The organism is Granulicella aggregans (genome assembly GCF_025685565.1).
Taxonomy (GTDB): Bacteria; Acidobacteriota; Terriglobia; order Terriglobales; family Acidobacteriaceae; genus Edaphobacter; species Edaphobacter aggregans_B.
The window spans coordinates 599755-618750 of sequence record NZ_JAGSYE010000002.1 but is presented as its reverse complement, the minus strand read 5'-3'; the positions used below and the strand labels follow the sequence as shown (position 1 = coordinate 618750).

Sequence of the window (18996 nt, the reverse complement as noted above, 5' to 3'; positions counted from 1 at the left end):
CCCAGGAGACCTGCTTGAATCTAAGTTTGAATCTGTCGCGTTGTGCAGTTGTTACAGCCATTGTCGGCGTGAATGTGTTCCTTTCGGCACAGGCTCCGGGCAAGCCGGTCTCTACGGTGCCGGTGACACCGTTTTCCGAGGTTCAACGCGGTTATGCAGCGCTCAAGGGGAACATCCTGAAGTCCGCCGACAGGATGCCCGCGGAGAGCTATTCTTACAAGCCAACGCCCGAGGTTCGGACTTACGCGCGGGTGGTGAACCACATCACCGAGGCGCAGTGGCATAGCTGCGGAACCATCAATGGAACTGCCGCAGAGGCTCAGCCTAAAGTTCCCGAGGAGACCGCGGACAAGGCAACCATCGTGGCGGCATTGAACGCTTCGTTCGCGGAGTGCGATAAGGCCTTCGCTTCGCTCAGTGAGGCGAATCTGCTGCAGATGCTCCCGGCAGGAACATCGACACGATCGCGGCTTGGGTTGGCGTGGGGGACGGTATCGCACGATAACGAGCAGTATGCGACGCTCGCGCTGTATCTGCGTCTGAAGGGCCTGGTTCCCCCAAGCAGCGAGAAGTAGAGGCGTCGTCTGCGGTAGGCTCAAGGTATGGCCGACTTGAGCTTTAACCTTGATGAACCCTATGCCGGGCTGATCTTCGATTGCGACGGAACGCTGGTGGATACCGCGCCCGTCCACTTCTACGCTGTAAACGAGGCGCTTCGCAGCCTCGGGCTGGAGATGTCGGCGGAGTGGTACTTTGCCCGGACTGGTGTGACACCGGCAGCGTTATTTGCCGAGTTTGAGGAGCTTACGGGTGTCAAGATCGACACCGAAGATCTCTCCCGGCGCTACACCCCGATCTTCATCGGCAACTTGGATCGCGCCGAGGAGATCGCTGTCGTCGCGGACATCGCACGGGCGAACCACGGCAAGGTGCCCATGGCGGTGGGATCAAACGGCCACCTGGAGAATGTGAAGGCGACGCTGGGAGCGACCGGCCTGCTGCCACTCTTCGACCATATCGTCTCCGCAGACGAGGTGGAGCACGGCAAGCCCGCGCCCGATGTCTACCTTGAAGCGGCGCGACGGATCGGCGTGGCTCCCGCCGAATGCATTGTCTTTGAAGATACGGACGAAGGGCTGGAGGCGGCACATCGCGCAGGCATGCGAAGCAGGGACATCCGGGAAGTTTGGAAGAAAGGCTGAGCGTTGCAAGTTGTACGTTCTTCGTTTCACGTACAACTTACAACGGATAACTCACAACAGACTTAGTCTTTCCCGTGGAAGAGTTTGTGGTTGATGTCCGGCCAGAACTCGCGGAAAGCGAACGTGATCGCATCGATGCCGACACTGGTACCGAATTGCTCGGCGGTATTTGAAAAAGTGCGTTCTGGCCCTGGATAATAGGCGTTCGAAAGTGCGGCAGCCATCGCGGCTCCGACGATTTCGCCCGAGTTGAACGTGTCGTGGCCGGCGTCATTGCGGGTGACGACGACATGCTTGATCGCATAGACGGCGCGTTTGCTGAAGCCGCCTTCGCCGAGCGTGTAGTATCGTGTGTCCTCGTGCATGGCAGCGGGAACGACGAACTCCACAAAGAAATTTTCGCTGGTCTGGTCGAGGACCGAGTGCCAAAGGTAGCGACCGTAGGCGACACCGCCGTGACCGAACTCGGGCGTCTGGTTGCGGCCCTGGTTATAGCCGGCGAGCAGCGCAGGAACCACGATCGCGGAGTAGTCGAAGGTGTCCTGAGAAGCGGTAATAAATTTTTCTTTGATGGACTGAGGCGGCAGGTGCTGATTAGCACTAACCGATCGGAAGTTGGGGATGATGCCAAGGATACGTTTGGTTTGACCGTCCTGGTGTGCCGGATGATCGGGCGTAGTAGCAGCCTGGATGGGCGTCTGGTCCTGCTGGCCGGTTGTCTCGTCGGACGGGCCCGCGCTGGTGCTGTAGGCCGTTTCCGCCGCAGCAGGGAAGTCAGGGGCGTTGGGCAGGGTTTGCGCTATCTGTTGGCTGAATGCAGGTGCCGACAGGCTGATCGCTACGAGAAAGAGGGAGGGTATCGTGAGATTGCGGAGTTTTAGGGACATGTGCTCCTGTCGTACGTTTGAAGTGCTTGAAGCTCTATGAATAAGGCGGCTTACCGCCTCCGTCTTGAACCAACTGCATCTAGATGTGCAAGAGTGATCGTTCGGACCGTACTGCACGATAAAAGGGCAAAAAGTTAACCGCCGGTGCGTCAGTATCGCACAGCCCCTGGATTGATCTTCGACTCTTTCGGGTTAGACGCGGTGGATCAGGGAGAAGTCGCGAAGACTTGATCTTCAAGCGCAGACGGCCTTAAAGCGCAGCCGGACGTAGTCGGCGATCCAGTTGCCGTCCAGGTCGCAAAGCACGGGACGGAGCAGCTCGACCGTGCGTGTAAGCGCCTCCGCGCGTTCAGCGGGAGCGAGCCGGTCGAGGACGCCGTTGCGGAAGGTGTTCAGCCAGACCTCCATGCCGGAGGCAAGCGGGGTGGGACGGGGGATGAGTTCGATCGAGTCGACGCGGAAGCCCGCAGCCTCGAGCCGGCAACCGTAATAGGCTGGGGAGGCGAACAGGGATGATGCCGTCTCCTCGGCGTCGATGCCGTAGTCGGCCATCACCGCTTGAAGCGCGACTCGGATCGCGGCGATATTGCCGTGGCCTCCCATCTCGACGACGAAACGTCCACCTGGGCGAAGGGCACGGTGAACTCCGGCAAGTACCGCTGGAGCATTGCGAATCCAGTGCAGCGCCGCGTTCGAGAAGACGGCGTCGAACTCGTTTTCGTAAGGCAGAGCCGTAGCGTCGTGGTGGTCGATGTGCAGCCCTCGAGCGCGTGCGGCCTCGATCATGGCGGCAGAAGCATCGACGCCGGTGATGATCGCCCCGGTCGCGGCGAGTTCCTCAGTCAACGCGCCGTCTCCGCAGCCAAGGTCTAGGATCCTTTCGCCAGGCTGGGGTGAGAGAAGTTCAACAACGCCCTTCGCGAGAGTGGCTACGAAGCGTCCGTTGGCGGCATACGCGTCTGTGTTCCAGGTCTGGCCCGCGATGGTAGATGATGGAGTCGCTTGATCTTTCATATACTCAAGTTTCGTGCCGAGGTGTGCCAGAGCGCGAGCGATATTAGAAGATCTAATGGTTGGAGCTGTATTTGTGGCGCTACGGCTCACTCGTGCGATGGAACTGCATGAACGGGGCACCCATGATGTAGCGCTGGTCAGAGATCAGGAGTGGTGATGAGTGTGACGGTTACAGGGACTGCCACGGCAGTAGAGTTTGCGAATACAAATCGGGATCGATTCGTAGAAGAGTTGAAGGCGCTGCTGCGGATTCCTTCGGTCTCAACCGCGCCCGAGCACAAGGACGATGTGCGGCGGGCGGCGCAGTTCTGCGCGGACGAGTTGAAGCGGATTGGCCTCGAGAACATTGAGCTGATCGAGACGGCGACCGCAGCGCGTCCAGGCGGCCACCCGCTCGTCTATGCAGATCTACGGCACGCGGCAGGCAAGCCGACGGTCCTCTGCTACGGCCACTACGATGTCCAGCCGGCAGAGCCTTTGAACGAGTGGACGTCGCCGCCCTTCGAGCCCACGGAGCGCGACGGAAACCTGTATGCCCGTGGCGCAGTCGACGACAAGGGCCAGATGTGGATGCACGTGAAGGCGATCGAAGCGCTGATGGTGGCGGGTGGTGGTGTGCTGCCGGTGAACCTCCGCGTCATCCTCGAAGGCGAAGAAGAAGTGGGCGGCGAGGGCATTGCGGCCTTCGTCCGCGAGCATGGTGAGCGGCTGAAGGCGGACGTCGCTCTGGTCTCCGATACGGAGATGTTTGCGCCCGAGACACCGACCCTGTGCGTGGGGCTGCGCGGCATGATCTACACCGAGATCGAGGCACGCGGCGCGAGGACGGACCTGCACTCAGGCATGTACGGAGGAGCCGTTCCGAATCCCTTTGTCGCGCTCGCCCAGGTAATCGCTAAGCTGAAGGACGAAGACGGAAAGATCCTCATCCCCGGCTTTTACGACAAGGTGCAGACGCCCACGGACGCTGAGTTGAAAGCGTGGAAGGCGCTGCCGTTCGACGAGGAAGAGTATCGCGAGCACGAAGTGGGGTCGACGGAGCTTACCGGAGAGCCGGGCTACAGCACGCTGGAGCGGACCTGGTCGCGGCCGACGCTCGACGTTCACGGCATGCCCGGCGGTTTCATCGGTGCTGGAGCGAAGACCGTGATTCCAGCCAAGGCTGTCGCGAAGGTGAGCATGCGGCTGGTGCCGGACATGACTCCCGCGGAGACCTTCGCTCTGTATAAGGAGTACGTCGAATCGATCTGCCCAAAGGGGATCGTGCTGGAGGTGCGTCTGATTCACTCGGGCGATCCAATCGTGGTGAGCACGGACAACGCCTATGTGAAGGCAGCAACCGAAGCTATGCGCGAGGTCTTCGGCAAGGAGTCCGTCTTCGTGCGCGGAGGCGGATCGATACCAATCGTCGGCGACTTCGTCCGTGAACTCAAGACGCCAACGGTCTTGATGGGCTTCGGTCTGCCAGACGATAACCTTCATGCCCCGAACGAGAAGTTCAACCTGTCGAACTTCCATCGCGGGATCGAATCCATTATTCGGTTCCTCGCCGCGGTCGGGGCCTGAGCTTGACGCTTAAGATAAAACCGTACGTCCTGGCCGGCGGCAAGAGCTCCCGCATGGGCCGCGACAAGGCGATGCTGGAGCTGGAGGGGAAGACCCTGCTGGAGCGTGCCGTCGAGACGCTGCGTTCGGTAAAGGAACTTCAATCTCCGGACGGTGGTGTCGAGGTAACAATTTGCGGCGAACGCGAGGCGCTTGAAGGAGCAGACCGTGCAATCGTCGATCGCTACCCCTCCTGCGGGCCGCTCGGCGGCATTGAAGCGGCCCTGAATGACCTGGCAACAAGAGGAGAGGCCGATTGGGCATTCTTCATCCCGGTAGACATGCCGCTGCTCACGGCGCCATGGATTGGTCACTTATTGACCATGTGGGCGACTGAAGCTATAGCGAACAAGAAGGTCGAGGCTTGTCTTGTAGAACTCGACGGAAGGCCTCAGCCCTTAGTAAGCCTTGTCCACCGATCCGTGCTCGGACCAGTTCGAGAGGCGCTCGACTCGGGCCGCTATAAGGTTGTGCCGGTGTTGCAATCTGCAGGGGCATGTTGCACGTCATTCAATCAAGAACCTCAGACCGAGGATAGGGTCGATGGATCAGAATCGAACGGGTATCTCGCGGGCAACTCTTCAGGCCTTCAATGGGTGTCGATGAATCAGTCGCACCTCAAAGTCGACGCTGGAGAAGCCGATCTGAATGAATGTTCGTTCATCGAGAGTTGCGACCAATTCATCAATGTAAATACCGAAACTGATTTAAAAAGGGTCGCGACTTTGTTGAGGTCGAAGGGTTCCAACAAGCAGCCCGAATCGCCTGCGAGATAATTGCAGGTAACGGGATGCTCGGAGAGCTTTCGAGAGCATCCAAACCGCATCACGTCGCAGCTGGATAAGTCTTGGAAGTATCCAGAAGCACTGAAACACTCCTAGCACTGAAACACTCCTGGAGAGGCATGTCTGATTTGAGCAAAGATCCCGGCGACGATTCGAAGACTTCAGACGAGTCAATGGCCGGTTCGGCGGACGAGTCCTCTGCAACGTCGTCAATGGACCTGACGGAGGGAGTGAGCGAGGATGTTGCTCCCATGGTGGACGAGTTCATGGAGCAGGCTGCCGCGCAGAATGAGGCCGCTGCCGATGCGATTCCCGAGACCAACCATAAGCCGGGAAGCTATATCTCTTTTGAGAACGTCTCGAAGTCTTTCGGCAGCTTTGTCGTGTTGAAGGATGTCAGCTTCTGTGTGAACTCGGGAGAGACCCTCTGCATTCTCGGTCGAAGTGGTGTAGGTAAGTCGGTCTCGCTGCAGATGCTGATGGGGTTTCTCAAGCCGGACTCGGGTATCGTGCGGGTGGCCGGGGAAGACATCGCCGGCTTCGATGAGAAGCAGATGCAGGAGATTCGTCGCAAGGTCACGATGGTCTTCCAGAATGGCGCTCTCTTCGATTCGATTACGGTGGGCGAGAACGTCGCCTTCCCCCTGCGAGAGCGGAGAGAGTTAGCTGAGGACCAGATACTGCAGGTTTCGAAGGGGCTTCTTGAGATGGTCGGCGTTGCAGGGATGGAGAACCTCCTCCCCTCCGATCTTTCTACTGGCATGAAGCGGTCGGTGGCGATCGCCAGGGCCCTCTCGTCGCAGCCGGAGGCGATCTTGTACGACGAGCCTACGACGATGGTGGACCCGCTGATGGGCCACCTCTTAGGCGACTTGATCCAGCGCTTGAAGCACCAGCTTCACCTCACCAGCATCGTGGTGACCCACGACATGCGGTTGGCCAAGAAGCTGGCGGACAGAATCGTATTTCTTCACGAAGGCAATGCGCGTTTCTTTGGCACGATGGCGGAGATGGAGGCGAGTCAAGATCCGATCATCCACGAGTTCCTCCAACTGGACGAACTTTTGTTGCCGGTTTGAAGAGAGTTCCAGAAATTCCTGTCTCTGCGACCGGAGAAAGAGATACTTTCGGCCGTTCCATCGTTCCGAGGTAAGATTGAAAAGGAAGTAGATTCCCGTTGACATTGGTCCTCTAATGAGGCTACGCTTTGCTAACGCGCTTCTCTAATCAACTTCAACCTCCCCAACCCCGATGCAGTCCAGGCCCGCTTGTTTTCAGTGAGTCAGGTTACGACCGGATGTGAAACCGCTTTGTCAACTGCCACAGGAGTGTTACTTGTGGCTGTCGTTCTGAACGATAGTAGTAGACCTTGCGTTTCCCGCATCCGCTATAGTCTCGATAGATCACCGAAAGTCAGTTAAGGTGGCGCTATCACGAGATCCATGTCAGGCCTGTGCATCAGGTCGTCTTGAATTTGTAAGGAGGCAGTGTGGCAGCTCCCGACTATTTGCGTCCCATACCGACCTCGGACAGTGGAAGATCAAGCGCCGGCGGATCCTCGGTGACCAGTTTCGGACTCTTCAATCGTCCGTCGGTAACCGGCTTGCTATCCGCTTCGCTGGACTTGATCAGCGCCCTGATCGCGGGCGGCCTCGCCATGAGGCTGCGCGATTCCATCCCCTTTCGGGGCGGACCGTGGGATGGGGTACAGCATCTTCCCCCATCATCCGTAGGCGTCTTTATGACCTACATCCTCTGGTTCGGTCTGTGCCTCGTCTTCTTCATGCGGACTTATGGCCTGTATCGTCCGATCCAGCAGATGAGCGGTCTGCATGAACTTCGCATGACGGCGCACGCGAGCGTCGTCGCCGGACTGACGCTCTGCGGTACCCTGTATCTCTCAAGCGGAGCGCAGATCTCGCGCATCGAGATCACGCTGACCCTGCTCATCGCGTTCGTCATGATTATTGTTCGCCGGATGATTCGGCGTCACATGATGTACAAGCGCTTCCGCGCTGGTATTGAGACGCGCAACGTTCTGATCGTCGGTGCGGGCCGTGTCGCCCACGCGCTGCGCAACCACCTCAACTCGCTCGATCACCTCGGCTTCCGCTTCAAGGGCTTCGTTGCAATTACGGAGGAAGAGAGCGACTCAGGAGACGCCGATATCGTAGGCGACTTCAGGAACTGCTTGAAGCTGGCGCGTACCCTCTTCGTCGACGAGATCTTCCTCTCCGTCCCTGCGGAGAAAAAGCTCGTCCTCGGCCTCGTGCAGGAGGCGCGCACGGCAGGTATCGACGTTCGCGTGGTGCCCGACCTCTACGACGGCCTCGCCTGGAACGCTCCCGTCGAGTACGTCGGCCAGTTCCCGACCATCCCGCTCCATCGCAGGGACTTCCCCATCGGTGCCTACCTGGTCAAGCGAGCGCTCGATCTTACCCTCGCCGCCCTCGGCCTGGTTGCTCTCTCTCCCATCCTTGCCATCCTTGCCATCTGGATCAAGCTTGATTCCGAGGGCCCAGTCTTCTACGCCGCGAAGCGTATCGGCCGCAAGGGCCGCTGCTTCGACTGCTACAAGTTCCGCACCATGGTCACCAACGCCGACAAGCTGAAGGCCGACCTCGAGCACATGAACGAGCGCAAGGGCATCCTCTTCAAGATCGTCAACGACCCTCGCATCACACGGGTCGGTATCAAGCTCCGCAAGTACTCGCTCGACGAACTTCCACAGCTGTACAACGTCGTCCGCGGCGACATGAGTCTTGTTGGTCCCCGCCCTCCCATCGCGTCAGAGGTCGAGCAGTACGAGCTCTCCCACCTGAAGCGTCTGGACGTTCTTCCCGGACTGACCGGTCTCTGGCAGGTCGAAGCGCGGCAAGACCCGTCCTTCGACAGCTATATCTCGCTCGATACTGCGTACGTCGAAAACTGGAGCCTCGCCCTTGATCTCAAAATCCTTGTCCGGACGGTAGGCGTGGTCATCACCGGCACGGGATCGTAACTCCTTCCCAACTCCCAACTCGTCCTTACAAGATCAAGCGCCCCGTCATCCTCTGAGGATCGGGGCGCTTCTTCGTGGATGACAGTTTCGCTCCAGCGCGGGTTAGACTTGAAGTTGTGAGAATAGCGCTCGCCCAGATCAATCCCACGGTTGGGGACTTCGACGGAAACACCCAAAAGATCATTGACTTCGCGACCAAGGCCGCGACAGACCGCGCGGACTTGGTCATCTTCCCCGAACTCGCCATCTGCGGATACCCTCCTGCGGATCTGCTCGAGAAGAAGGACTTCCTCGACAGTGCTGAACGGGCCCTCTCCGGGATTGCTACATGGACCGCCGAGCCAGGTCGTCCAGCGATCCTCTGTGGAACCGTGATGCCGCTCAAATCCGTCATCGGCAAGCATGTCCGGAACGTGGCCGCACTTCTCAGCGGCGGCAGGGTCACCTTCACGCAGCAGAAGATGCTCCTGCCCTTCTACGACGTCTTTGACGAGCAGCGGTACTTCGAGCCAGCCAGCCATCAGGCGCTCACTTCTATCGGCGGCGAGACGCTCGCCATCACCATCTGCGAGGATGCCTGGAACGACAAGGGCTTCTGGCCGCGCAGGCTCTATCCCACCGATCCGGTCGAAGAGTTGATGCGGCAGTGGGATGACGCGCCTCCCGGCGTTCACCGTGTGATTCTGAACATCTCCGCCTCGCCCTTCTGGCGCGACAAACGCAAGGTCCGCCGTGAGATGCTTGCGGCTTTGGCAAAGCGTCACAGTGCCTTTGTCGCGATGGTCAACCAGGTCGGCGGCAACGACAGCCTCATCTTTGATGGTTCATCGATCGTGGTTGCTCCCGATGGCCAGGTCGTCGCACAGGCGAAGTCCTTCGCCGAAGACATCATCTTCTTCGAGACGCCATCCAGCGCAACGGCCCCGTTCGCTGCTCCTGTCGCTGAAATCGCCGCTCCTGTCGCTGAATCCGACGAGACGGCAGCGATGTGGGACGCTCTCGTCCTCGGCACGCGCGATTACGTCCGCAAGTGCGGCTTCTCGAAGGCACTCGTGGCGCTCAGCGGTGGCATCGACTCCGCCCTCGTCGCTGCCATCGCCGTCGAGGCTCTTGGCGCAGAGAACGTCATGGGCATCGGAATGCCCAGCGAGTATTCTTCAGCGGGCTCCATCGACGACGCACGCGACCTTGCAAAGAACCTCGGCATCCGGTTCGAGCTGCTCGCCATCCACGAGATCTTCAATCAGTCCGAGTCGGTCCTCGCTCCGCTCTTCGCCGGCACGAAGTTCGGTCTCGCGGAGGAGAACCTCCAGTCGCGAATTCGCGGCAGCCTGCTGATGACGATCTCCAACAAGTTTGGCGCCCTGGTCCTGACCACCGGCAACAAGAGCGAGATGTCCACCGGCTACTGCACGCTCTACGGCGACATGGTGGGAGCGCTCGCCGTTATCGGCGACGTCATGAAGACCAAGGTCTACGCTCTCAGCCGCTATGCGAACCGCGAGCGCGAGCTGATCCCGCTCTCAACCATCGAGAAACCGCCTTCAGCGGAGTTGCGTCCAGACCAGAAGGACACGGACTCGCTCCCACCTTACGAGGTGCTCGACCCCATCCTTGAGGCCTACGTCGAGCGGTACTGTTCCGCCGAACAGATTGCCAAGGAGCAGGGTGTCGATGTGGCGCTGGTTCGGTCGGTGCTGCAACTGGTGGAGAGATGCGAATATAAGAGGCAGCAGGCAGCGCCGGTACTGAAGGTCACGCCGAAGTCTTTTGGCCTCGGGAGACGGTTTCCCATCGCGGCAAAGGTTCAGATCTAGAAACGCAGCAGCAAGTGACATCTTACGGAGGAAGTTTTTTGAAGATTGCAGAGATAGTTTCAACGGGATTCACGGCTCTTCTGATGGTGGGATCGTTCGCGGTCTCGGACAAAGCGGTTGCACAGGCACCGCCTCCATCGCTGCTGGCTCCCTCCGCGCAGCCCGCACCCGCCGCGCCAGTCGACCCGTTTCCTCCGGTCAACATGAAGTACTTCACCGCGGATGTCCCAACGGGTGATACCGTAAACGGCTTCCTGCACTCCCTCTGGGGGTACGATGACAATCGCATCTGGCGCGTCGAAGGTATTCAGAAGACGGCCGCACCGGGCGTGAGCAAGGTGATCGTCTACGTCTCCGACAAGACCCCCAACGCCAAGGTGCAGAGCACCGCCTTCTACGTGATGCCGGACGGTAAGCACGCCATCGCGGACACCATGATCGACTTCGGCATCAACCCCTACGCCGAGAAGCGCAAGCTTCTACAGGACCGCGCCAACGGCCCCGCGCAGGGAGCCGCCGGCAAGGAGCTTCTCCTCGTGGAGTTCTCCGACCTGCAATGCCCGCACTGCAAGGAGGCCGCAACCACCATGGATCAGTTGGCCAGGGACTTCCCCAAGGCCCGCATCGTGCACCAGGCCTTCCCGCTCGTGGCGATCCACCCGGCAGCCTTCCAGGCGGCGGCTGTAGGCGTCTGCGTCGCCAAGCAGAGCAACGATGCCTACTTCAAGTACGAGGCCGCGGTCTACGCCACCCAGGAAGCTCTGACTCCTGAAGGCACCGCCAAGACTCTGGACGCCGCCGTCACCAAGGCTGGGCTCGACCCCGCGGCCATCGACCTCTGCGCTGCTACGGCGGAGACCAAGGCCACGGTGACCGCTTCCGCCAAGTTGGCAGAAGAGGCTGGCGTAGACCAAACCCCTACCCTGTCGGTCAACGGTCGGCTGCTCCCGGTATCTCCCGCTGCCATGCCCTACGAGATCCTGAAGAAGATCATCGTCTTCCAGGCCGGCCTCGATGGCGTGAAGGTCGACCCCCCACCACCGAGCCTCAATTCGCTGAAGTAGCACGGTTCGCGAACGCGTTGCGGACTGTGTTGACGACAGTACAGACCGTCCGTGTCGCAAGTGCTAGGGTTAGCACTCGCGACACGGACGGTCTTTTTACGTTCAACGACCTTGCCGGCAAGAGGAATGTGATGAAGGTGCGTCTTGAAATCATCGAGGTGGAACATCTGAGCGAACAGACGTTGCTCGTGAACTTCAATGACGGTACCTTTTCTTCGTTTTCTGTCTACGAGTTAGCGGCGCTGCATCCGCAGCGGCTGCTGGGAGAAGGTGAGAACGCCGAAGTTGGGCAGGAAAGCCTCTAAGGGCGGTGCTGGCCCCGTCGGCATGATTTAGTCTTGCTCTCCATGAGCGCCTCGGTAAAAGCTGCTGTGCCCATCTTGCCCGCCGTCGACGTCGCGACGTCACTCGCCTGGTGGACCGACGTATGCGGATTTACGGAGAGCTTTCGCGATAACACACCGCCGAATTACGTTGGCATCTCCCGCGATGGAGCCTCGATTCATATCGCCTCCATAACCGACAAAACCGTAGGAAAGGCCGTCGGCGAACAGACCATGGTGCGGATCGTCGTCGACGATGTCACCCTGTTCTTCGAGGAGTACAAACAGCGCGGCGGCAAGGTCCATCCCAACGGCGGCCTGGCAAGGAAGCCGTGGGGAACGCTCGAGTTTGCGGCCCACGACCCCAACGGAGTCTGCGTAACCTTCCTCGAGTAGGTTGTCTGGTGACCAAAGGCGGGACATGACACGATGGGGTTATGCCCCCAAGAGAAAACCACTGTTACTCTGCATGAGCTTGACTCTAAAGACTCCTGACCGCACAAGGGAAACTCATGCCGTTGTCTTCTGATCACCTGTCTGACCTGGATCTCGCCGACCTGACGTTCGGCTCCAAGAATTGGGATCGCCGCCGCTCCAACCAGGCCAAGGTCTGGTCGATCGACTGCCTGGAGCGCGCCGCGAACTACCTCATTGAAGACCAGATGAGCGAAGCCCGCGTCTACTGGCCCGGAGCGATGGAAGCAGTCCGCGTTCTTCAGGAAGCGATCAATGCAATCAAGTCGGAGGCGACTCTCGACGAGCGCGCGGCACGAGTCGCGGCCTCATGGCTTCCCAAATACACCCTCGCAAGACACGCCCGCCGCACCGAGACCGACGCCTAGTCTTGGGGCTTTAGCTCTGGGCATCGGCCGCTACCGCGGATGCAGACTGTTCGGGTCGTAGGGCCCCTTCGCATTCCCCGGCCCGCCAACGAACTGCAGCGTAGGAATTCGCTGGTCGACATCAGGAAGGGCAGGGAACGGAGCGTGCGGCTCCGCCTGATACCAGTAAGCGACCGAATAGAAGTTATCCGAGCGATGGTTCGCGTGACCATGCTCCATGCTGGCCCGCATTGATTTCGTAAACGGGATCGGCGAATCGAAGTGGAAGCGGTACATGCTCGACCGCTCGCCCGCCAGCTCCCTGCCGACGACGGGTGCGCCGTGCAGCATATAGTCCTGTGCGCCACCATACGCCCACGCCCCCAGGAAATAATCTTCGCCTCCTGTACCGACGATGGATGGAGCATCACCATCAATCTGGAACATATCGTTGCCCTCGCCCCACCAGCCATCCTGATTCTGCAGCACCGAGAAGGTGACGCCGACGAACTGCCCTCGTCCCTTCGCCTCGAACCAGGTGTAGTTGTCCTTGCCATCCAGATTTCGCTTGTAGTTCACGATAGGGTCGCCATTCTCGTACCAGTTGCCCGTCCATCCCGTGTTGGGCTGCGCCTGGCGATACTGTGCGTGAAAGTAGAGCGTGTCGTCCGGCAACGGCTGGGCGTTCACGCGGTAGTCGATGTTCCAGTAGAGCGACCGCAGCGCCTGCTTGCCCTCATTCGTGACGGTGATGCGCGCGTGGTGCGCGTAGGGCATCGGCATGTAGCAGTTTAGTGCCTTATCGTTCCCGGCGGAGAGCAGCATCGACTCCCAGTGGAAGTAGACCCCATTGCCCAGACCGAAGAAGTCCCCAATCGGCGTCTCGACACTCGGCGTAGTCTCGCCATCCCAGTACATCCGCAGCACGATGCGCTTCAGCGCGTAAGGTTCCGGAGCATCGAGAGTGAACCAGATGTGCGAGACCATGCCCGGCCCGTCGACGTCGAGCACGGTCAGCGTCTGTCCCGGCGTGACTGTCCGAGCGTCTGCGTTCGCCCCGGTGGCCTCACGGCTCGAAGAACGATGCAGTGTGTAGGTCTGCAGATGTGTGGGATCGGGGAAGGTAGACGGAATCTGCGCGTTGGCGCAAGCAGTGGCAAGCAGCAGCGACGGAAGAGCCAGGAGGCGGGACATCGACATGCACGGACCTCAATGGTGGAAGTGATCAAAGCGCGGGACGCGGCGCTTCTTCAAGACCGCATCCACCTCGCTTCGAAGTCGCACCGAATTGTATTCGATTGAGCCAACGGCTCGATCGACAAGCCGCATGTCAGCCAAACGAGCCAGCCAATGCATTAGCATGATGAAAGCAACAAGCGCCCGGATGGTGAAATCGGCAGACACAGCGGACTTAAAATCCGCAGACCCCAATCGGTCGTGGGGGTTCAAGTCCCCCTCCGGGCACCAAATATATAGCTTTGGAATGAGTGCTTTACTGGTGACTTTTATATTTGTGCCTAGAACGTGCCCAGATAGAGGAGGCTAACGCCACACACGCGACGCAGTTCAATAAAATCGCCGATTGTAAGGGGCTGGGGCCCTCCCTGCCGCACGGCTTACCGCTATCGTAAGCGGACGAATTATCGAAACTGTGGCGCTGTCAAAATGAACATACGTAAGCTCTCAAGGGAGGAAGCGGTCGACGCCGTTGCTTGGTTTTTACTTTTTGGAACCTTCGTTGCTGGCGTCCTATGGATCAAGCGTTGGTTTTCTCTGAATTGGCCGCTGCTTCTCTTCAATTACTTGGCCTACCTTCACCTTCCCGCCAGACATGCATCGTTGTTTCATTGACCCACAGCCGCCGAGTTGCAGCCTAAAAACAGACACTCTCGACAAAAGAGGCCGTAGTGTCGAAGGTTGCGCGGTTCTTGTCGTGTCAGCCGCTTTACTGCGGTTGAGGCCCCGTTGCCGCAGCTGCTGGCTGGACGACCTCTGATTGGCCACCAACCCCCACCGGGGCAGATGCTGGAACTAAGACCTTCGTTTCAAGGGTCTGAGCGACAGGTACCCAGATAGCAGTCGGCATCCTATTGATTGCTTCACCAAACATTTTCTTCATATCGCTTTCGTTCCAGTTCCTCATAGTGGCAGTCACCGACCCCGAACCCAAGCCCTTTTCGCTTTGGACTTGGCGGGTGCCATCTCCGTTGAACATTTCCGCAAACGAGCCGCCGATACTCACCTTGATCGACTTGCCTTTCCAGCTTCCGAGATTGCCATCGCTGACACCACGCGCGCTGTTGCGCATTGAGCTTCCCATCGCTGATAGCGTGCTCGCGGGCTCGATCTTCATTGTGTAGGTCCTATTAAGCGAGTCGGAAATTTCGATCTGCAAATTCTTTTCATCAGCTTTAGTAATCTTGTAGCTCATGATTCTGACTGTATTCATCGCCGCGTTCATTTGGTCTGCGTAAGCTTGCTGCCCCGTGGCGGGAGGTGCTGTAGTCTGCTGGGCTGTAGCGGCAGAATTTGCCGAGAATTGACCGATGTTACAAACACCCACTTGCACTGCCGGACCCTTGTAAAGCGTCATTTGAAGCATGTGTTGGCCATTAGGAGCTTGCGGCGAAGCATCATTTAATTTTTGCAGTTCGGCGGCATTGCTGAGACCTGCAGGCGTTAATGTGTCCTTACCGTCGAGGAACGCGCGAGGATTAAAGGTGCCAATGCATTCTTGCGGATGTTTGGTGTCAAACAAGGCATATGAACCGTTCATAGGTTTCGCCACAACAACAAGACTAGAATCCGGATTTCTTACTTGCATGAGTGGTGGGCTGTACTGTGCCCGGGCCACAGTTGGAACAGCGTTGCCGAGGAGAAGGACACCCGCAAAAATGGTTGTTTTGGCTTTCGAATTCGCCGTCATTCTTACAAACCTCAAGATCAACCTGATTTCCAAAAGGCCTATCTAGCGTTATCGAGAACAGTCTTCCCTCTCTCAAGTTGCGCTGGATTTGCAACGATAATCGGGCCAGAAATATGGATGCCGAGATTATACACACCGCCACTGGGCTGGCGATTCGCCATAAAGGGCTAGCTTGGTCGCAGCGCTTCAACGCAAGTTGCCGCCAAAGGCAACCGTAACCGTTGCACCCGACCCGCAGAAACCACCGGGGACAAGGTTCGAAGCGTCAGCGGCCAAATCGAAACGTAGAATCGGCAAAGCCACTCAATTTTGGTTCCACGAAGAGGATCGGCGCATCGTTCGAGAGCTTGTTGCTTGGCTGTTAGGTCAGGGGCTTCGCGTTACAGACAGCATGGTCATCCGTGCCGCCCTTCGAACTGCTAGGACTGGCGATGATCTCCTGAAGGCGTGCCGGGAAACCGCTGACCTAGACGGACGGCTCAAACGCCATAAAACTATAGATTGATCAGACTAAGCAGACTCACCGTGTTACGTAGTTTTCAGTTTCTTCGCTGGCGACGACTACGACACCATCTGCCATCGACTTTTTGAAGGCGGTTTATTCTTCATAATCAGCGCCGACAGAAGCCTTTTGAAGCTCACTGCTACCACCCTAGCCGCCACGACCAAATCGCGCGTATGGCGCTCCTGACGCTCTGGTGGCGGGGTTCATGTGAAACAGATATGAAACCGACTCTTTCCCGCGAACATCTTTCCTGGAACGTCGTGCCAAATGGAACGTCGCGTGCCCGGATTGTGCCCACGGCATGCGTTTCTGGCATTTTGACCGTGTTTGGCGCAACGCAGAATCAGTAACTTACGATCCATCAATAAGGGGCTGAAGAACAAGTCCCCCTCCGGGCACCATAGAATCAGTGAATTATGGCTTCTATCTGCTCATCGTCTGGGCCCGCTGTTTCGTTAGGGACCGTTTTAGGACCTTTCGCAAAACAAAACGCGGCGTCTCGCTTTGATGAGCGGAGACGCCGCCTGTTTATGTTGGGAGTCGATGTAGTTAGATCTTGTCTGTGTAGATGCTCCGCATCAACAGGTTCTCGATCTGCTCCTGCTTGCCGGAGCGAGGCTGCGGGTTGATCGCTTCCTTCTCTGCCCAGCCCGCAATCTCGTCGAGCGACCACTTCCCGCTGAACATGGCCTGTGCCTCCGGCTGCTGCCAGCCCGCGTAGCGCTCGGTGAGGATCGCGTCGTACTTGCCGTCCTCGATCAGCTTGGCCGCCGTCAGGAACGCCCGAGCGCAGAGGTCCGCACCTCCGACGTGGGCGTGGATCATGTCCTCCGCCGTGAAGCTCTGGCGGCGCACCTTCGCGTCGAAGTTGCATCCGCCCTTGCCCAGGCCGCCGGCCTTGATGACGTGGTACATCGACATCGTCATCGTCCACAGGTCGTTGGGGAACTGGTCGGTGTCCCAACCCAACAGCGCGTCCCCGCGGTTGATGTCCAGAGACCCCAGGATGCCAAACGCTGAGGCGGTCGCGATCTCGTGCTCGAAGCTGTGGCCTGCCAGCGTGGCGTGGTTCGCCTCAAGGTTTACGCGAACCTCCTTCTCCAGCCCATAAGCCTTCAGGAATCCGTAAACCGTCGCCGCGTCAAAATCGTACTGATGCGAGGTGGGCTCCTTCGGCTTCGGCTCGATCAGGATCTGACCGTCGAACCCGATCTTATGCTTGTACTCGACCACCAGCGAGAGCATTCGGCCCATCTGGTCGAGCTCCTGCTTCATATTCGTGTTCAGCAGCGTCTCGTAGCCCTCGCGACCGCCCCACAGGACGTAGTTCGATCCGCCAAGCTGCTTCGTCACATCCATACAGTGCTTGATCGTCGTGGCGCACCATGCGAAGACCTCAGGGTCAGGATTGGTCGAGGCTCCCGCCATAAACTTCGGGGCGGAGAAGAGATTTGCCGTGCCCCATAGCAGCTTCGTCTTCGAGCTCTGCATCTTCTCGTCGAGGTAGTCGGCCATGGTGTGAAAGTTCTTCAGCGTATCGGCCAGCGTCTCGCCTGCAGGCGCCATGTCGGCGTCATGGAAGCAATAGAACGGCAGATCGAGCACACGGAAGAGATCGAACGCCGCGTCCGCCTTCACCTTCGCCTGCGCGATCGGATCGCCAGCCGCCATCCACGGGCGGTTGATCGTCGGGCCGCCGAAAGGGTCGCTCCCAGTCATTGCCAGCGAGTGCCAGTACGCGACGGCAAAGCGGAGATGGTCTTTGAGCGGCTTACCCATGACAACTCGTTCCGCGTCGTAGAAGCGGTAGGCGAGCGGATTGCTGGAGTCAGCGCCTTCAAACTTTACCGTCTCGAAGCTGCTGAATACAGAGTTCGACATGATCTTCTCCTCATTCGTAAATCAGGTGGATACCACTCAGGTTGAATCTTAAATCTCTGGGATGACTTTCTGACTGGCTGGCTAAATCGATTAATCCAGCATACGCCTGCCAACGATACTGAAGGAGACCCGAGCAGGTCAATTCGTTCTTGGTCAATGAGGTCTTTAACCAGGAGAATTCTGTCCAAGAGCGAGAAGTTCGCTGCTACTCGACGATCGTTACCGAAGAGGCGCTCTTTAGGACCAGCACGCTGTTTGAGACAAACGGAAGAGCAAAGCGGAAGTTATAGCTTACCTGCACCTTCACGATGCAGCCGGGACTGTTCGTTCCGTTGGTGGTCGTGCAGGATCCATTCGGCCCTGTCCCAGGCCAGGTCGGAGTAATCGTCATGTCCGTGCCCGTCGCGATCCCCGACGGCGCGGAGGCCTTGGCGTAGGTCACGATGTCGCTTGCGGTCGCATCACAGTTCTGCGTCGCCGTGGTGGTACACGAGGTCCCGGAAAACGTGCTCCCGCGCACCATGGCGTACCGTGTCGCGGAGTGCGCCACATACCCGATGTAGATGTCGGCATACAGAGCCCGGGAGAAGTCGATCACGCCGGTCATTAGCAGAAGCATGGAGATCACGACGATCGCGGTCTCGATGATCGTCACGCCGTCTTCTTCCGCCCCAAGCCTCCGGAAGGCGTTTCTTCCGTCGTCGTTTAGAGCCCGCCGATTCATTGCGTTGTCCGCAGGTGCACCTTGCTGGCCAGGCTCCACGTCGCTCCCATGCCGGGATAGGTGAAGTAGGGCTTGTAGGTCATGCTCGTCGTCACCTCGACGTAGGTCACGGCGTTCACACTGCAACTCGGCACAGCCGAATTCGCTGGCGTGATCATGGTGCCGTCAGAGCACTCGGTTCCATAGGTTGCCGTGGAGGAGAGCAAGTTGATGTCTGGAGCGTCCAGGGCGGCCGCAGCCTGCATCCCGCTGGTGTCGCTCGGATTCTGCACGCCATAGAGCGCTCCGGCCTCGGCTGCCGCTTCAACCTCAAGGTTGACGTAGAACGCTCTGCCGAAGTCGACGGAACCAAGCAGAAGCACGAGAACCATCGGCAGAAAGAGCGCGCATTCGATCAGGCTCGACGCGCCGTCGTCCACGCGGAGACGTGCCAACCTCCGG

Annotated in this window: 18 protein-coding genes and 1 tRNA gene; 12 read left to right on the top strand and 7 right to left on the bottom strand. The window is 58.7% G+C overall.

The window, feature by feature from the left end; genetic code table 11:
• The first annotated feature begins 14 nt into the window (after nt 1-14).
• Both OHL18_RS12140 and OHL18_RS12135 read left to right on the top strand, forming a co-directional pair.
• A complete protein-coding gene (locus tag OHL18_RS12140; RefSeq protein ID WP_263375112.1) occupies nt 15-575 on the top strand; it encodes a DinB family protein in 561 nt (186 codons plus the stop codon).
• Nucleotides 576-602: 27 nt separating this feature from the next.
• On the top strand, nt 603-1202 hold the full coding sequence (locus tag OHL18_RS12135) for an HAD family hydrolase (protein ID WP_263375111.1): 600 nt from the start codon (nt 603-605) through the stop codon (nt 1200-1202).
• A 62-nt stretch (nt 1203-1264) separates the two neighbouring features.
• Here the strand turns inward: OHL18_RS12135 and OHL18_RS12130 are convergent, their stop codons facing one another.
• Both OHL18_RS12130 and OHL18_RS12125 read right to left on the bottom strand, forming a co-directional pair.
• Complete coding sequence (locus tag OHL18_RS12130) at nt 1265-2089, bottom strand: hypothetical protein (RefSeq protein WP_263375110.1); 825 nt, start codon at nt 2087-2089, stop codon at nt 1265-1267.
• A 234-nt stretch (nt 2090-2323) separates the two neighbouring features.
• Nucleotides 2324-3103 carry a class I SAM-dependent methyltransferase gene (locus OHL18_RS12125; RefSeq protein WP_263375109.1) on the bottom strand — a complete coding sequence of 260 codons (780 nt, stop codon included), beginning with the start codon at nt 3101-3103 and terminating at the stop codon, nt 2324-2326.
• Nucleotides 3104-3259: 156 nt separating this feature from the next.
• On the opposite strand from OHL18_RS12125, the gene OHL18_RS12120 reads away from it, so the two are divergent.
• The 9 genes from OHL18_RS12120 (at nt 3260) to OHL18_RS12080 (ending at nt 12540) form a co-directional block, all read left to right on the top strand.
• Entirely contained in the window at nt 3260-4669 is a 1410-nt protein-coding gene (locus OHL18_RS12120; RefSeq protein ID WP_263375108.1) for a dipeptidase, read from the top strand.
• A 2-nt stretch (nt 4670-4671) separates the two neighbouring features.
• The gene (locus OHL18_RS12115; protein ID WP_263375107.1) at nt 4672-5484 is read left to right on the top strand and encodes a molybdenum cofactor guanylyltransferase; all 813 of its coding nucleotides are present in this window, start codon (nt 4672-4674) and stop codon (nt 5482-5484) included.
• Between the two features lie 182 nt (nt 5485-5666).
• Entirely contained in the window at nt 5667-6572 is a 906-nt protein-coding gene (locus OHL18_RS12110; protein ID WP_263375752.1) for an ABC transporter ATP-binding protein, read from the top strand.
• A gap of 410 nt (nt 6573-6982) precedes the next feature.
• A complete protein-coding gene (locus OHL18_RS12105; RefSeq protein ID WP_263375106.1) occupies nt 6983-8494 on the top strand; it encodes a sugar transferase in 1512 nt (503 codons plus the stop codon).
• A 116-nt stretch (nt 8495-8610) separates the two neighbouring features.
• Nucleotides 8611-10311, top strand: coding sequence for an NAD+ synthase (locus OHL18_RS12100; RefSeq protein ID WP_263375105.1), 1701 nt, complete (start codon nt 8611-8613; stop codon nt 10309-10311).
• 38 nt (nt 10312-10349) lie between these two features.
• Entirely contained in the window at nt 10350-11375 is a 1026-nt protein-coding gene (locus OHL18_RS12095; protein ID WP_263375104.1) for a thioredoxin domain-containing protein, read from the top strand.
• A 131-nt stretch (nt 11376-11506) separates the two neighbouring features.
• Entirely contained in the window at nt 11507-11680 is a 174-nt protein-coding gene (locus OHL18_RS12090) for a hypothetical protein (RefSeq protein WP_263375103.1), read from the top strand.
• 42 nt (nt 11681-11722) lie between these two features.
• Nucleotides 11723-12094: a VOC family protein gene (locus tag OHL18_RS12085; protein WP_263375102.1), complete on the top strand. Its 372-nt coding sequence runs from the start codon at nt 11723-11725 to the stop codon at nt 12092-12094.
• A 116-nt stretch (nt 12095-12210) separates the two neighbouring features.
• Nucleotides 12211-12540: a hypothetical protein gene (locus OHL18_RS12080; RefSeq protein WP_263375101.1), complete on the top strand. Its 330-nt coding sequence runs from the start codon at nt 12211-12213 to the stop codon at nt 12538-12540.
• A gap of 30 nt (nt 12541-12570) precedes the next feature.
• Here the strand turns inward: OHL18_RS12080 and OHL18_RS12075 are convergent, their stop codons facing one another.
• Nucleotides 12571-13719, bottom strand: coding sequence for a glycoside hydrolase family 172 protein (locus OHL18_RS12075; RefSeq protein ID WP_263375100.1), 1149 nt, complete (start codon nt 13717-13719; stop codon nt 12571-12573).
• A 178-nt stretch (nt 13720-13897) separates the two neighbouring features.
• Here OHL18_RS12075 and OHL18_RS12070 point away from each other — a divergent pair.
• Nucleotides 13898-13986 (top strand) — tRNA-Leu (locus OHL18_RS12070).
• A gap of 478 nt (nt 13987-14464) precedes the next feature.
• Here OHL18_RS12070 and OHL18_RS12065 read toward each other — a convergent pair.
• From OHL18_RS12065 to OHL18_RS12050, 4 genes are all read right to left on the bottom strand, one after another.
• A complete protein-coding gene (locus OHL18_RS12065; RefSeq protein ID WP_263375099.1) occupies nt 14465-15445 on the bottom strand; it encodes a hypothetical protein in 981 nt (326 codons plus the stop codon).
• A 1054-nt stretch (nt 15446-16499) separates the two neighbouring features.
• Nucleotides 16500-17831, bottom strand: coding sequence for a xylose isomerase (gene xylA / locus OHL18_RS12060; protein WP_263375098.1), 1332 nt, complete (start codon nt 17829-17831; stop codon nt 16500-16502).
• Nucleotides 17832-18036: 205 nt separating this feature from the next.
• Nucleotides 18037-18486, bottom strand: a complete 450-nt coding sequence (locus OHL18_RS12055) for a TadE/TadG family type IV pilus assembly protein (protein ID WP_263375097.1) — start codon at nt 18484-18486, stop codon at nt 18037-18039.
• 65 nt (nt 18487-18551) lie between these two features.
• Nucleotides 18552-18989 carry a TadE/TadG family type IV pilus assembly protein gene (locus OHL18_RS12050; RefSeq protein ID WP_263375096.1) on the bottom strand — a complete coding sequence of 146 codons (438 nt, stop codon included), beginning with the start codon at nt 18987-18989 and terminating at the stop codon, nt 18552-18554.
• Nucleotides 18990-18996: the final 7 nt, after the last annotated feature.

What these genes read in the sequence shown, in the direction of transcription:
- OHL18_RS12065 (WP_263375099.1), bottom strand. Translation starts at nt 15,445, where the DNA reads ATGACGGCGAATTCGAAAGCCAAAACAACCATTTTTGCGGGTGTCCTT.
- OHL18_RS12075 (WP_263375100.1), bottom strand. Translation starts at nt 13,719, where the DNA reads ATGTCGATGTCCCGCCTCCTGGCTCTTCCGTCGCTGCTGCTTGCCACT.
- OHL18_RS12110 (WP_263375752.1), top strand. Translation starts at nt 5,667, where the DNA reads ATGGCCGGTTCGGCGGACGAGTCCTCTGCAACGTCGTCAATGGACCTG.
- OHL18_RS12090 (WP_263375103.1), top strand. Translation starts at nt 11,507, where the DNA reads ATGAAGGTGCGTCTTGAAATCATCGAGGTGGAACATCTGAGCGAACAG.
- OHL18_RS12135 (WP_263375111.1), top strand. Translation starts at nt 603, where the DNA reads ATGGCCGACTTGAGCTTTAACCTTGATGAACCCTATGCCGGGCTGATC.
- OHL18_RS12120 (WP_263375108.1), top strand. Translation starts at nt 3,260, where the DNA reads ATGAGTGTGACGGTTACAGGGACTGCCACGGCAGTAGAGTTTGCGAAT.
- OHL18_RS12085 (WP_263375102.1), top strand. Translation starts at nt 11,723, where the DNA reads ATGAGCGCCTCGGTAAAAGCTGCTGTGCCCATCTTGCCCGCCGTCGAC.
- OHL18_RS12130 (WP_263375110.1), bottom strand. Translation starts at nt 2,089, where the DNA reads ATGTCCCTAAAACTCCGCAATCTCACGATACCCTCCCTCTTTCTCGTA.
- xylA (WP_263375098.1), bottom strand. Translation starts at nt 17,831, where the DNA reads ATGTCGAACTCTGTATTCAGCAGCTTCGAGACGGTAAAGTTTGAAGGC.
- OHL18_RS12080 (WP_263375101.1), top strand. Translation starts at nt 12,211, where the DNA reads ATGCCGTTGTCTTCTGATCACCTGTCTGACCTGGATCTCGCCGACCTG.
- OHL18_RS12125 (WP_263375109.1), bottom strand. Translation starts at nt 3,103, where the DNA reads ATGAAAGATCAAGCGACTCCATCATCTACCATCGCGGGCCAGACCTGG.